Origin of the sequence: Pseudovibrio sp. POLY-S9 (assembly GCF_001431305.1) — a bacterium.
GTDB lineage: Bacteria > Pseudomonadota > Alphaproteobacteria > Rhizobiales > Stappiaceae > Pseudovibrio.
This window is the reverse complement of the sequence record NZ_LCWX01000237.1, coordinates 377,267-391,375: the sequence shown is the minus strand read 5'-3', so window position 1 is coordinate 391,375 and position 14,109 is coordinate 377,267. Positions and strand designations below refer to the sequence as shown.

Below are 14,109 nucleotides of genomic sequence, written 5' to 3'. Positions count from 1 at the left end.
CACAAACACACCACCAATGGCAGCAAGGCCACCTCCAATCAGCCAAGTCCATCGAATAGTTTTTTCCGTATCCAGTCCGGCAATCCTTGCCAGTTCTGGGTCATCTGCAACCGCTCGCATGGATTTCCCCGTTTTAGAATACGAGAGGAAGAAATGCAGCGTGATGGCAATAACGACTGTAAACGCGATGATTTGCATATGGCGGAGAGCGATGCGGAAACTATCAAAAAAGATCAGCGGTTTTTGAAAGCCGACCACATAGACTTGAGAGTCCGTGCCCCACAATAATTGGATGGCTGAACGCAAAATTAGAGCAACCCCAAAGGATGCGATGACAGTGTAGATGCTCGGTAGATCTCTCAGTGGTTTATAAAAGGCCTTATCCAAGCACACTGCCACCAGAGCAGTCCCAACAACGGCAATCGGAATAGCTGCAAGTGCTGGAACACCAAGTGTCCAAACAGCAGTTAGTGCGATGTAGGCACCAGTTGTCATCAAGTCGCCATGAGCAAAGTGTGCAAAGCGCAGAATGCCAAAAATCATCGAAATCCCGACAGCGCCCAATGCATAAATGCTGCCAAGAGTTATGCCCGGTATGAGGTAATAGTTGATGAAATCAATCATGCTGGCAGCCCCCCGCCGAGAAATGCATGCCGAACCTCATCATTAGCCAGAAGGTTTTTGCCCGTATCCGTATATCCGTTCTTGCCGTTCACCAGCACATATCCAATGTCCGCAATGCGCAGCGCCTGTTTGGCGTTTTGCTCCACCAACAACACGGAGATACCGGTCTCCCTGATCTTCAGGATTAGATCAAAGATCCGTTCCAGATAAGCAGGTGACAAACCGGCTGTCGGCTCGTCCAACAGCAGTAGCTTTGGGTCGCTCATCATTGCTCTTCCGATGGCAACCATTTGCCGTTGACCTCCGGAAAGCTGCCCCGCTGGCTGGTTCAGCTTTTCACGAAGGTCCGGAAACAGCGTCAGGATCATATCTAATGTTGAAGCTGGATTTTTCGGTGGTGCTGCATAAGTTCCAACCTGCAAGTTTTCACGCACAGTTAGATTTGCGAAGACATTGCTAGTCTGTGGAACAGCAGAAATGCCCATAGGGACGAGGTCAGCAGTTTTGACGCCGACAATCGAACGCCCCATGAACTCCACGGAGCCAGAAAAGTATTTATTGAGCGCAAAGATTGATTTCAGCAAAGTGGACTTGCCAGCCCCATTTGGTCCCACAATTACCACTATTCCTTTCAAATCAACGTACAGATCAACGCAATGAATAATAGGCGTTGCGCCATAGCCAGTGGTCAGGTTTTGGATGTTCAAAATTGGGTCAGGCATGGACATCCTCATACTTGCCACCACCGAAGTAAGCTTCCACCACGCGTTCGTCACGCTTGATTTCATCGATGGTTCCTGTTGTTAAAACAGTGGCTTGCGCTAGTACGACAACCTCGTCGCAAAGCCGCGAGACGTAGTCCAGGTCATGTTCGATCAGGCAGAAAGTGTAACCGAAGTCGTCATTCAGCTGTTGGATCATCACAGCGATCTTGCTGAGCAGGCTACGGTTTACGCCGGCGCCGATTTCATCCAGCAAGATGACTTTTGGTGTCTGCATCAAGGTTCTGCCAAGTTCCAGCAGCTTCTTTTGCCCGCCGGAAAGGTTTCCTGCCAGTTCGTCCTGCAGCTTCTCAATCTCCAGAAAACGCAGTGTTTCCATAGCCTTATCGTAGGTCGCATGCTCTTGCTTGTGAAAGACGGAGGGGCGGAAGATTGCATTGAACACATTTTCTCCAATAGAGCCATCCGCTGCGACCATCAGATTCTCAACCACAGTCATGCGTGAGAATTCGTGCGCCAATTGGAAAGTCCGATAAAGCCCTTTGCTCTGACGCTTATGCGCTGGCAATGCAGTAATGTCTTCTCCATCAAGAAAAATTTGCCCACTGCTTGGTTGCAGTAGACCGGCTATCATATTGAAAACAGTAGTCTTACCCGCTCCATTTGGCCCGATGACTCCCGTAATTTGGCCAGTTGGAATTGAAAATGAGCAGTTGTGAACGGCGGTTAATCCACCAAATCGTTTTGATACATTCTCAAGCTGGATCATTTGTATTCCCAAAATCTCATTGACTGCACCGTCATGACACGGTCCAACATGACCAGGCCCAGAAGAGCCCGGTCATTACTCGGTAAAATTCAACCTCTTGTGGTAGAAGGCTGAATTAATTGAAGATTTTGGTTTTCTTGTAGCTGTCGCCCTCGACAATATACTTGCCGATATAACCTGCGACATCTCCATTCTCATCAAACTCGTGGGCACCAGAAACGCCCTCGTAATTGATGTCTTTGCCCGCAGAGATCAACTCACGTGCTTTCGCCCATTCTCCCGGGCCAACAATCTCACCTGGTGCATTCGCAACTGAACGAAGCGCATTTTTTACAGCGGCACGATCGGTTGAACCCGCTTGTTGAATTGCCAACGCAATCAACATGGTAGCGTCATAGGCCTGATCTACAAATGGCTTGTCAGATCCGCCGCCAAATGTCTCGTCAAACCGAGCATGGAACGCTTCTGTAGCTGCATTTGAGCTCGGGGAACTGGGTGAGGTAAAGAAGGAGCTGGCAAGAGCTTCTGCGCCAATTTGCTGAATTAAGATGTCATCCCTCAGACCGTCTGTACCAATGAACTTCTCGAAGAAGCCATTTTCCAATGATTGTTTGACGATCTTCGCGCCACTGCCCGCTGCATAAGCGATAACGACAAGTGCATCAGCACCGCTGGATGCCAGGGTCGCCAACTCACCACGGTATGAGTTTTTCTTGTCTTCATGCTTGGAGAATTTGGTGACGACCCCACCCAACTTCTCGTATTGAACCTTAAAGGTATTACCTATACCCACACCGTAGTCATTGTTAACATATGTAATTGCAACCTTTTTAAAGCCTTCCTCCAAAACGGCGCGTGCGAGCACTTTGCCCTGATAGTTGTCGCTTGGAACAATGCGGTAGACATAGTCGTTGTCTTCCAAATTGGTCATACTTGGTGCAGTCGCTGTTGGGGAAACCTGAAGCACGCCATTTGGAATAGCAACCGCATTTGCCGCAGCAATGGTTGCGCCAGAAGACAGTGCTCCCATGATCGCAACAACGTTCTCAATGTTTACCAGTTTACCTGCAGCATCAACCGATGGCTGTGCAGATGCTTGACTGTCCGCAACAACAAGCTTCATGGTTTGCCCGTCCAACAAACCGCCGCCTTTGTTCACGTCTGCCTCTGCCAGTTTTGCCCCGTTGAGGATTGGTGGAATAAAGTTGGCAAGAGGCCCCGTCACGCCCATCAATGCCCCAACTTTAATATCTTCGGCCCAAGCCGAACCTGCAAATGTTATGCATGCTGCTGTCGTCAGCATCAAAAGAGTCTTATTCATAAATCCCTCCCATTGCATTGCACCGTCGGAAGGCTTTGGCCTCATTGATTTCAGCTATCTCCTCCAATATCGGAGATTCTTACTGCTACAAACGGCGTAATACGTAAAAACACTTGCATATGCGCAAGATGCTGTCAATCACCTCTCCAGAAGGACAAGTGTCTTCACAGTCAGCTGTTTTCCTATTTTGATGGTAGGGAGATATCATCAGAAGTCACTCACTTGTTTTGTCTCCTGAGCCAAATATTATTTCATATTTCAATTATGAAATTCTCTTGCACTAATGAAATTAGTCATTCTATTGTGTGGCACAACACTTATGTGCACGAACAAACAAGTAAGCTAATTGAGCGGGGCATTATCTATTTTGCGACGTGAAACAAGTAATACGGCAGCGATCTCTCGAAAGCCTACGAACGCGAAGAGGCAAGAGAAACTGCACATTGGCGAGCGTGTGAAAGCCTTCCGCAAAGCATTGCAGTTATCACTCAGTGAGCTCTCAATACAGACTGGGATTTCAGAGGCGACATTGTCCCGAGTGGAGAATGATCAAACGCTGATGAGTGCTGCCAATCTTTACGTTTTGTCGCAAGCTCTCAATGTAGATATGTCTGCATTTTTTGAAAACCCGGCAAGTCCGGCTCGCAGTGGTATTCGCAGTATCACGCGCAAAGGGCAGGGCGTTTTTCTGGAAACAGAACGCTATAGTGCGCAGGTGTTGAGTAACGACATCACCAACAAAATGATGAACCCAGCCATTGATATTGTAGCAGGGCGAACTCTGGAAGAGGTTGGCGGATTGCATGCTCATCCAGGTGAAGAGTTTTTGATTGTGCTGGAGGGAAACTTGCATTTGCATTCAGAACACTATGCGCCTCTGCTCCTGGAGGCTGAAGACTCCATCTATTTCGATAGCTCGATGAAGCATGCTTACGTTTGTGCAGGCGATACTCCGGCGCGTATTTTGGTAATCGCGACGATTGATGCCACGCACCTCAAAAGTGAGGGTGAATAAGCACCGCGCGGTCGACTTTATTTATCACATTTGAAATTCTGGGAGGGACGTCAAGTGGCACAGTTAGAAACCAAGACAGATCATATTGCATCTGCTGAAATTCGGTTGCCAACCAACGATCTAAAGGAGGATTTGCCGTTTTTCAGCAAGATCCTCGGTATGAAGCTGGATATGATTTTCCCAGCTGATAATCCTGCTATTGCGGTGATGTCCGGTCACGGTCTTCGGGTGCGCCTGGAAAAAGGTGCATCAGAACAACCAGGAACACTGCGTTTATTGTGCAAAGAGCCTGCTGATTTTGCTGAAGGGCAAACCGAACTAATCGCGCCAAATGGCACTAAGATTGAGATTGTTGATGCCTCTCCTGCGCTGGAAATGCCCAAAACCCAGCACTCTTTCATTGTCAGGCATATGATTGACAATGATCCGTGGGTGATTGGCCGCGCTGGTATGCAGTACCGTGATCTGATCCCGGATCGTCTGGGTGGCAGTATTATTGCCTCTCACATCCGCATTCCAGATGCAGGTCCTGTTCCGGATATGGTGCATTATCACACCGTTGGGTTTCAGTTGATTTTTTGCTATCGCGGCTGGGTCCGGCTTGTTTATGAAGATCAAGGTGAGCCTTTTATCCTCAAAGCTGGCGACTGTGTTATCCAACCTCCAGAGATCCGGCATCGTGTACTGGAATCTTCTGGTGAGCTTGAGGTGATCGAAATTGGCGTTCCAGCAGAACATATCACCAGCATTGATCACGAGATGGACTTGCCGAATGGAACTGTGAACCCAGAGCGTGAGTTTCAGGGGCAAAAATTTGTTCATCATCAATTAGATAGCGCCATATGGCAGCCCCATCGCCTTGATGGCTTTGAATGCAGAGATACAGGCATTGGTTTAGCAACAAAACAGGTTGCCAATGTGCAAGTTGCCCGTGCAACGACGGGGCCAACTGGGGCTGTTACCAGTCACACCTCGGATATCTTGTTCTCTTTTGTCATGGAAGGCAGCGTTACGCTGGTCAATGAAGAGGGCAAAGCCCATCAATTGAAAGCTGGAGATGCGTTTGTCATACCGCCAACGATGAAAACATCTCTGCTGAATGGTTCTGATGATCTCGAGATTTTGGAAGTCTCGTTGCCGGGAGGCTTTGAGACCAAGCTTCACGACGTTACCCCTTAAACGGCTTCGCTGCCTTCAGACATCCTATTGTGAAGATTGGAAATCCATTGAATTATCAAGATATTATAGCGCTTGACGATAGTGACCCGCTCAAACACTGCAAGGAGTTGTTTGAAGAACGGCCTGGCGTCATACATTTAGACGCGAACTCCCTTGGATCTATGCCAAAGTCAGTTCCGGCGCATCTTGCACATGTGTTTCAAAGTGAATGGGCGGATGAACGCAGTGCGAGTTGGGCAGCGGCCAGTTGGATGGCCCGGCCTATGCAAATTGGTGCTGCGATAAGTCGTTTAATTGGCGCTGCTCCAGAAGATACGCTTGCCTACGACAATACCACGCTAAACCTGTTTAAGTTGCTGACGGATGCACTGAAGCTTAACCCGGATCGCCAGGTGATTTTGAGCGAGAAGACTACATTCCCCACCAACCTTCACGTAGCGCAAGGCCTGGAGAACGCACACAGCGACCAGCTGAAAGTAGCCTATGCGGACCCTGAGTTAGACATTCTCGACGCCATCACTGAGGATGTTGCAGTCGTTTATCTGTCTCAAGTGGATTACCGCTCTGGGCGTCGTTTCAACATGGAGCAAATCAACACCAAAGCCCGTTCTGTGGGTGCATTAACACTTTGGGATCTTTCTCATTCTGCGGGTGCTATTCCGCTGGATGTTGAGGGCACACAAACAGATTTTGCGGTTGGATGTGGTTACAAGTATTTGTGTGGCGGTCCTGGTGGCCCTGCATGGTTATACATCAACAAAAAGTATCAGAATAAGATTTGGCCGGAGATCTCTGGTTGGATCGGTCATGCAAATATATTTTCATTTTCTGAGCAGTTTGAGCCAGCTGAAGGCGTACTGCGCCACATGACCGGATCTCCGCAGGTGATCGCAAATGAGATTTTTTGGTGTGCAGCAGAGATCTGGAACTCGGTTGACCCACATCAGGTTTGGGCCAAGCATCGCTCTTTGAGTGAAACACTGGTTACGCTAATCAAAGAACAATGCGGTGATTTTGGTGTCCAACTTGCGTCCCCTGAAAATTACGATGAACGCGGCGGACATGTATGCGTTCGCATTCCGGGAGATGGGAGCAAAATCGTTGAAGCGCTTAAGAAGAAGAACATAACCTCTTCTTTCCGTTCTCCGAATGCAGTGAGATTTGGTCTGTCACCGCTCTATCATTCACACGCAGATTTGTGGGAGGCAACACAACAACTTCGTGCTGTTCTGGAAGAGCAGGCAATGGCTACGCAAGCCTGATTTGTAAGAGGGGCGCTTCTGCGAGACGACAAACTCGTTGAATGCAGCTCTCCTCTGATCGCTTCTTGTTGGGTTCTAGCCAACTTCTTCATTGTCAGAAATTAGGCAGAGAGGCAGCTCTATCACATTGCAGAGCTGCCTTTTCATCTTAGCAGAGTAGGGGATTACTCAAATCCATACCAAGCGCAGGCAAGGGGCGTTCAGTGCTGTCACCATATCCAATTTCAAAGCGCACCTTGTTGATGCACACTTTGGGAATGGTTGGTGCAAAGAGCTCAAATGTCTTAAAGCGCGCGTCATATTCCGGGTTGGCGGCAATATAGTTCTTCAGCGTACCTGTAAGAATTTGGTAGAAACATGCCTCAATCATCTGCCCGGCTTGTGCCAGTGAAGATGACAGAAATCTGAGCACCGTGACGAAGTGAGCAGTTTGAATGTCATGTACAATGTAAGCTGGTGGCTTTGCTGGCAGTAATGTGCGCAGTTCATCACTTAGATCGCACTGCTCAGGGTAAACCTCATTTACGAGATCGACATCTCCTTGCAAATCTTTGATCGCCATACCGACAGGTACATTGTCTTCCAGGACAACTGTTATGTTCTGTCCGTGAGCAATAAAACCAAGCCCATATACGCAGAGCATGTGATAGAGCGGCACAACGGTGACTTCAAACAACTTTTGTAGCCAATCCGTTAAATCAAGACCTGCCTTTTGCGCGAGATGAGTAGCCAGGGGAACGCCCGAACCATCTTTGTGCAACAAGGCAGCAAAAAGATAAGCTTTGCGATTTGGTCCCACTTTGTAGTCTGCAGGTTCCCGCCAGATTACCCCCAAAGTTTCATCATGCTGATAGGGAATATCGCGAAGCTGCTGATAAAACGGATGGCGATACCATACACCGCGCAGTTCTTTTAGAATGAAAACCTTATTCTTCAAGTGATCATCTGATTGAACAATTCCATCCAACCACTCAGATAAGTCAGCTCCATGAGCGATGTATTTTCCAGGAATTCCTCGCCATGCTGACGTGTTCAGGATTGTCAGAGCAACCTTTACATCTGGGCTTTCAGGGCGGTCCAGACTGGTGAGCGTCCGCAAAGATGGGCCCGAAACATAGCGTCCGCCAAAAGTACCCAGCAGGATCAGGTCTGCTGTTTGTAGATCATTGATGTACGTTTGTTGGAGCACATGATCCCATTGCCAGGGGTGTACAGGAATGAGACAGTAGCTTTCTAGAGTACCTCCTTTGTTTTTTAGAGTGTCCATTAGTTGCGCCATTTCAGTTGCGCCTAAGGTGTCTTTCAGAAAGCTTTTTTCTGCTTGAATATCACTATCGCTGATCTCGCAGTTCTCACGGCGAGCAGCAAGCCATAACAACTCGATCGGTTGTCGACTCTCCGGCGCAAAGCGGGCGACATCCTCTGCTCCCCAACCAAGGCGACCTTTGTTTGCTACGGCTTTTGGATGCCCTTCCAGCAGCGCGTGTAACTCATATGGTTGCATCTGGAGGAGCGCGTCAGCATCATAACCTTCGCAGGATTGAGCCAGAAACAAATCCTGACGCAGAGTGTTGGACATTTCACGCAAAAAGGTGGCCAGTGTTTCCGGTCTCATTCCAAGTTCGGTCTGTGCATCCACTGAGAATTGAAGAGGAGACAATGGCAGCGTCAATGCGGGAGCCCGGGTGATACTGCCTGCATCCACCCAGAGGTTCCCCCAGACCATGGTTTGCGCCTGAAACGTGTAGAGTACACCTGAGGAAAGGCGTAACTCAAAAGTTTCGCCGCCAGTACAAGCAGGGTCTAACACTTCTTCATAAGTTAGTTCACTAAGTAATTTTGCGAGCGCTGTCTGGCAGACTTTTGGCCACAAGGGCGAGGGACACGTCGTGTCCGCCGCCATTGTGCTGCAATGCGATTTGTCGAGGGTCATAAACGAACCTCCCCAAAAAAACGCTCCCGCCGGCAGCACATGAGTGCCGAGCGTTTATGCGGGAAATCGAATTCCATGAGTTTTTCATAGGCAAGAGAATCTGCGTAGGAGAGCAGTTTGGCGTTATCCACCCGGGGCTCACCCATTATGTTATCAGTCAGCGGGCAGTCCAAGAAAAGATAGTGTGTCAGCCCGCGCAACCAAGCGCCGGTTTTCACTTTGCCTAGGTGCCTGCGTTCACCAATCAGGCCATGCCAGCCTCTGTCGTAACTTTGAGAGGCGTAATAGGGGCCAAGCCGATCCTCTCGCACCCAATAAGTTTCGAAGTAACCTGCTTCCTCAGCATTAAAACAACCAATTAGTGGATAGGTGTGGGGTTTGGCCTGTGATGTTTCCAGGTATGCCTTCAGCTCATCTTTAGATTTTGCCAACTCCCAGAAATATGCGACACGACCATCGTTCATCCAGCGATGAAACCTGTCCAGATCACGGTCTATATCAACAGCACGAAATGATACGACAACGTCAGCAACGGGATCATAACGCTCGTAGCACAGCCCGATTGGATGTGGCGGTCTTAATGGATGATCCCGACCATCTGGCCCTTCGACCAAACCGGTGCGAAGACGGCCTGTGGATCTGTGAAGGAGCCAGAGCTGTGGGTTTTGATAGAAGCCGGAGCGATACACTTGATACTGCCCATTTGCTATTGCAAGAAATGGCAGGTCACGCGGATCAATAACGTCTGCAGGCAGGCTGATTTTTAAAGTTTCTATCTCTGGATGTGCTGAAAAGCATGCCTCCAGACACAGCAATACTGCCTCAAGTTTTTCTTCTTCAGAACCTTCTAAATAGAATGAAAAACTCAGGCTTGTCTCTGTCGCATTCTCCAAATGAGCACAAGCAAAAGCTTTGGTGTCTCGCAACACGGTTAGCTGTCCACCATTCCAATCTCCGGATGTAACAACGCGAGCTAATCTGCAATCAGAGGAGCCATCATGTGTTTCATGGGCAATCGAAAGTGATGAGCCAATAGGCATCCTATGCAATGTCATCGTTATTTCTCTTGTTATTAAATGGGTTGGCTATTTTGAAGAATGTTGCGAGCTGGCCAGCTCCGTCGCCCGATGCTTCGTTTACGTTGCTAAGGCTAGTGCGATAGTTACCCTTACTGACCAATGTTGGAGAGGTCAGCAGATAGTCATAAAAGGCTGGATCGCCGGTTGTACTTTGAGCTGCAGCTTTAAATCTTCTGCGGAGCGTGTCATAGGCGCGGGCCTCGTCCATCAAGCCATCAATAACCAGAGTGCTCACGGTGTGGAGTAGGTTATTGACAATCACGTAATAGCAAAGAAGCTCATCACCAATCTCCGGGGGGACCACATTTTCAGCATTTTTGCCAATGTCAGGTACGTATGCAGATAGGACATCATGATGGGTCGTTAAGTGACCTGTCCCCTGACAATCCCTGACATAAAGATGAGCGGGCATACCATCTTTCAGTGCAATCATCATATTTTGCTGATGAGAGCCGAACAGGAGGCCATGTCTGGCGCGAATATCAAGCAGAGGCAGGATAGCCACTTCCATGAATGCATCCAGCCATCGTTCTGCCAATTCCTGAGGGGAGAGTGTTTTTTGCGCCGCCTGCCTATAAATTAAGTCACTAAGTGGGGATGGAGCACCAAGATGAGGTTCACATAAACTGGCGAGCATCGCAGGGCCGGTTTGTGTCGGTTCATGGAACGGGTTGTCCCGCAAGACTACAAAACTATCCTCCAATGCGCCGCCGTCTTCATCTTGCAGAGCAACATATCCGGGCTCAGTAAGGATGGTCAGATTTGGGAAATTATTTGCCAGCTTGTCCCCCAAGGGACCAGAGAGCAGCTCTGCCATCTGCACACCGCGTTCAACCTCCTTGCGAGCAAGTACTCTTTTTGAGTTTGTCAGCCGCATGGAAAGTGAAAACTTAAGCATGTACGGCGCCTTGAAAGCGTGTACTCCGCGCATTGATGCGGTTGCTGTAAATGGTTGGCCAGCTGACCCATAGGGTCTGAGAAAACCCTGCTGTATCCATCGGATAACTTGAGGACGAGCCAATAAACGTTCTGCCTGCCATGGGTGCCAGGCAAAAGGCACGTAACCTTTATCAACTTTGGTCCGCAGTGTTTCCGGCAAGGTTTCATCGCTTTTGGCAAGGTTCTGGCACATGTCAAAAGCAGTTATTTGCACACCAGAACCTGAAACCAGGATCGAACGATCTGCCAAGACCCAGAATAAAGGAAATTGCCCCTTTAATTCAGGCGATAACAACAAGGCATCGGCTTTGGTCAGCTCGTCTCTGCTACGTGGGTTTGGATGGGTCGGATGGCCGGAAATAAGCGCTTGCTCAGCGTCCTGAAAATTCCAGTTCTCTGCAGCATGAGGAGAGTTGTTGGCGTCCAGCTCATAAGCTTGCATTTGAGCCTGATGACTATCCAACACCCTCGATAAAAGCGTAAACTGCTTTTCGCTGTGCTCGCCGCTGATTGTACTATCTGTAATAAGTGTAGTCAGCGCACTCATGAGGCTGACAGGCTTGCAACGCCCTTCGCTGTTCCAGAGGTAAAAAGGCAGCTGTATTTCATATCGAGCGGCCGTATGGTGAGGGACTTGCAGCAACAAGCGATCATTGTTTTGCAGAGGAAGACAAACTGTATCCTCACCAAAACATAAAAGCTCTTTTTGCGCGTGTGATAGAAATGACCAACCTGACCATTCGCGCAAGAGCGCATTTAAGAACGCACTTGCAGTGGCATGCTCAGCCCTTTGTGAAGGTGTTGGAGGGACAGACACAGGACGATTGCTTGCCTGAGTGTAAACTAAGGTTTTGTTCATGGCGAACCTGAAGAATAGAGCAATTAATGATATGACCAGCGGTTCAGGCTGGTATGACCTGATTTAAGATTTCCGCTCGTGGCACACTTGGCCAATCGATTAATTCATTGTCTTCTTCCAGATCGAAGAGAGGCTCTCCTACAACAGCATTCAATATGGTCGCACTCCTCCACGTCATGAGGCTCATTTGCGGATCCACAATGCCGTGAGAGGAAAGGCCGAGATTTAATCCAAAAATCTGAAGGTTTCTTGGTCCGTCCCATTGCAGTCGGTAGGACGCATCCAATTCCGGCAGGCCATTTTCATCTAACGAAAGGCGCGGTAAGAGCGGTGTCATAAACTCCGGAAGCGCTGGCCTTGCCCCTGTCGCTAGTATGACCAGATCCGCTTGCTGCGTTTCTGTCTGACCGCTAATCGTAGAGTGTGAGGTCATCCGATAGCCGGTTCCCTGCTGTTCCATCGCTTTTACATCTCGTCCCGGCAGCAAGGTGATGGTGCAGGGATCGGCGCAAAGATGCTTGCGGCGATAGATTTCCGCATACAGCTCATCGACTGTGCTTGGGGTTAGGCCATCACTTGCTAGCTTCTGGTTTACCACTTCTTGTCGCTGGCTTTGTTTAGGAAGAGTCTGGTAGCTTTGAACATAAGCAGGTGTAAAAACCTGATCAACAAACCCACCTTCTTCGAGGGGGGAGAACCGGGGCAAATTGCTGATCCACTGGACCTCCAATGGAGCTGCTTGCGTATTTGTCAAAAGGTCCAGAACAATTTCCGCACCGGTTTGCCCGCCGCCAATGACTGCAATACGTTTGTTTTTTATCTGCCGTGCTTTGTTGAGGTAACTGCTTGCGTGGAAACAATTCTCACCTAAGTAAGCGGTCGCCCATTGCGGTATAAAAGGCTTCATACCTGTGCCGATAACAAGATTGGGAGTGTGCTCAACTCGTCCGTCTTCAAACGTCACAGTTAGACGGTTGTCTTTCACCGAGATTTCCTGGGCAGTGTGGTTCCAATGAAGATTGTTCATCTTGCCAGCAGCCCATGCAAGATATTCATTAAACTCCACACGGGTTACTCCGGTAAAACGACCAGCTAAAAAGTCATAGAACCTCTTCTTTTCAACCAGAAACGCCATAAAAGAGTATGCGCTGGTCGGTTGTACCGCTGTGACGAGGTCTTTCAAGAACGATGTTTGCAAAACAGAACGCGAAAACATCAATCCCTGATGCCAGCTGAATTCTGACTTACTGTCAAAAAATGCTGTGCGAATGTGTGATGAGCTCTGTGCCAATGCGGCAACGCTCAGATTAAACGGCCCTATGCCTAATCCGATCAGGTCATAAACTGGTTGCGTATTCTTCGGCATCTTGACGATCTGGGACATGTCAAGGCTCCTTTGTGTTCTGTCAAATATCAGAGGGACGCAAAGGTCGCGCAACTGGCTTGTGGCTGATCACGAACCCGGAGCCACCTACGCAAAAAACAAGTGCGATGAGGGCGGCAAATGAAAAAGTTAAGGTCAGACTCGTCTCTCCACCAAAGCCGCCAAGAAGGGAGCCTGTGGCTAACCCGGCAAACTGAAAACAGGAAAGAGTGGTCGACCCTTTTGCTTTGAGTGAAGCTGGCAATCGTTTCAGCAAATATACTGAATTAGTAGCTGCGAGCAGTGCTGCTGAAGCGCCAATGATAGCTGCACTCATTGCAATAAAAGAAAGCGTATGCGCTATGCAAAGCAGACTGAGGCCTGCCGTAAAGCTAATTGCGCTGGTGATTTGCACAATGCTTGCATGCTTGCGAAAGATTGGTAAGAGGCCCAACTGAGCGACCAACCCGCTTAGAACAGCAGCGGTAAGACAATAACTTGCAACAGTGGTTGCCTGAGTTGAGTTTAGTTGCATGCTGTCTTTTATGAGCGGGCCCAGCAGCACATATGTTGCACCAAGACACAACTGCAGAGCAAATCCAATCAAAAGCGCAGTTTTAGGAAGTGTGATCCGGTTTTTGTATTCGTTGCTCTTTTTGCATTTTGTCGTTGCTGGTGATGACTGCTTAAATGCGAAAAATAAGCAAGCTGCATAGACTGGAATCGGAGCAACGAGTGGAGCGACACCTCCAAGAAGCAAGAGCGGAGCCACAGCTGCGTTTCCCGCAAGTCGTCCAAGACCCGTCATAGAACTCAAACGACCTATCGGAGCTAGAAGCTTGGAAGAATTTTGCGAATTTCTTGCGAGTATTGCTTGAGTAAGCGGAAGGAGAGCTGGAACTGAAATGCTATAAGCAATTCGTGCCGTAATGAGGACAGCTAATCCGAGAAGAGGGGAGATTAAAGCATAACTGACTAGCATAAAGCTGATTGCAATTGCAGACACGCTTAATACCGCGAAACTCAGTATGATCCTCAAGGCAC

Annotated in this window: 12 protein-coding genes; 3 read left to right on the top strand and 9 right to left on the bottom strand. The window is 48.8% G+C overall.

Annotation, left to right across the window (positions count from 1 at the left end):
- The 4 genes from PPL9_RS33765 to PPL9_RS25730 all read right to left on the bottom strand — a co-directional run.
- Positions 1–624: branched-chain amino acid ABC transporter permease (locus tag PPL9_RS33765; RefSeq protein WP_057465363.1), on the bottom strand; the 624-nt coding region annotated here is incomplete at its 3' end.
- Complete coding sequence (locus tag PPL9_RS25740) at positions 621–1,346, bottom strand: ABC transporter ATP-binding protein (protein ID WP_057465362.1); 726 nt, start codon at positions 1,344–1,346, stop codon at positions 621–623. The genes PPL9_RS25740 and PPL9_RS33765, both read right to left, overlap by 4 nt.
- Positions 1,339–2,115: an ABC transporter ATP-binding protein gene (locus tag PPL9_RS25735; protein WP_057465361.1), complete on the bottom strand. Its 777-nt coding sequence runs from the start codon at positions 2,113–2,115 to the stop codon at positions 1,339–1,341. Before PPL9_RS25735 ends, PPL9_RS25740 begins: the two co-directional genes overlap by 8 nt.
- 115 nt (positions 2,116–2,230) lie before the next feature.
- Positions 2,231–3,436, bottom strand: a complete 1,206-nt coding sequence (locus PPL9_RS25730; protein WP_057465360.1) for an ABC transporter substrate-binding protein — start codon at positions 3,434–3,436, stop codon at positions 2,231–2,233.
- A gap of 454 nt (positions 3,437–3,890) precedes the next feature.
- Between PPL9_RS25730 and PPL9_RS25725 the strand changes: the two genes are divergently transcribed.
- From PPL9_RS25725 to PPL9_RS25715, 3 genes are read left to right on the top strand one after another with little or no spacing between them, the layout of a single operon-like run.
- A complete protein-coding gene (locus PPL9_RS25725) occupies positions 3,891–4,451 on the top strand; it encodes an XRE family transcriptional regulator (RefSeq protein ID WP_244273478.1) in 561 nt (186 codons plus the stop codon).
- Between the two features lie 54 nt (positions 4,452–4,505).
- A complete protein-coding gene (locus PPL9_RS25720; RefSeq protein WP_057465358.1) occupies positions 4,506–5,630 on the top strand; it encodes a cupin domain-containing protein in 1,125 nt (374 codons plus the stop codon).
- 47 nt (positions 5,631–5,677) lie between these two features.
- Positions 5,678–6,892 carry an aminotransferase class V-fold PLP-dependent enzyme gene (locus PPL9_RS25715; protein WP_057465406.1) on the top strand — a complete coding sequence of 405 codons (1,215 nt, stop codon included), beginning with the start codon at positions 5,678–5,680 and terminating at the stop codon, positions 6,890–6,892.
- A 148-nt stretch (positions 6,893–7,040) separates the two neighbouring features.
- Here PPL9_RS25715 and PPL9_RS25710 read toward each other — a convergent pair whose 3' ends face one another.
- The 5 genes from PPL9_RS25710 to PPL9_RS25690 form a co-directional block, all read right to left on the bottom strand.
- Positions 7,041–8,864, bottom strand: coding sequence for an IucA/IucC family protein (locus tag PPL9_RS25710; protein WP_152986824.1), 1,824 nt, complete (start codon positions 8,862–8,864; stop codon positions 7,041–7,043).
- Positions 8,822–9,880: a GNAT family N-acetyltransferase gene (locus tag PPL9_RS25705; RefSeq protein ID WP_082597112.1), complete on the bottom strand. Its 1,059-nt coding sequence runs from the start codon at positions 9,878–9,880 to the stop codon at positions 8,822–8,824. Before PPL9_RS25705 ends, PPL9_RS25710 begins: the two co-directional genes overlap by 43 nt.
- The gene (locus tag PPL9_RS25700; RefSeq protein WP_244273477.1) at positions 9,867–11,285 is read right to left on the bottom strand and encodes an IucA/IucC family protein; all 1,419 of its coding nucleotides are present in this window, start codon (positions 11,283–11,285) and stop codon (positions 9,867–9,869) included. The genes PPL9_RS25705 and PPL9_RS25700 overlap by 14 nt, the downstream gene beginning before the upstream one ends.
- 460 nt (positions 11,286–11,745) lie before the next feature.
- Positions 11,746–13,086 (bottom strand): SidA/IucD/PvdA family monooxygenase, encoded by a 1,341-nt coding sequence (locus tag PPL9_RS25695; protein WP_057465355.1) that lies wholly within the window; start codon positions 13,084–13,086, stop codon positions 11,746–11,748.
- A 22-nt stretch (positions 13,087–13,108) separates the two neighbouring features.
- Positions 13,109–14,109: hypothetical protein (locus PPL9_RS25690; RefSeq protein ID WP_208989635.1), on the bottom strand; the 1,001-nt coding region annotated here is incomplete at its 5' end.

Excerpts from the sequence above, each read along its gene's own strand:
- PPL9_RS25700 (WP_244273477.1), bottom strand. The coding sequence starts at position 11,285 with ATGCAAGCTTATGAGCTGGACGCCAACAACTCTCCTCATGCTGCAGAG.
- PPL9_RS25705 (WP_082597112.1), bottom strand. The coding sequence starts at position 9,880 with ATGACATTGCATAGGATGCCTATTGGCTCATCACTTTCGATTGCCCAT.
- PPL9_RS25695 (WP_057465355.1), bottom strand. The coding sequence starts at position 13,086 with ATGTCCCAGATCGTCAAGATGCCGAAGAATACGCAACCAGTTTATGAC.
- PPL9_RS25740 (WP_057465362.1), bottom strand. The coding sequence starts at position 1,346 with ATGCCTGACCCAATTTTGAACATCCAAAACCTGACCACTGGCTATGGC.
- PPL9_RS25730 (WP_057465360.1), bottom strand. The coding sequence starts at position 3,436 with ATGAATAAGACTCTTTTGATGCTGACGACAGCAGCATGCATAACATTT.
- PPL9_RS25735 (WP_057465361.1), bottom strand. The coding sequence starts at position 2,115 with ATGATCCAGCTTGAGAATGTATCAAAACGATTTGGTGGATTAACCGCC.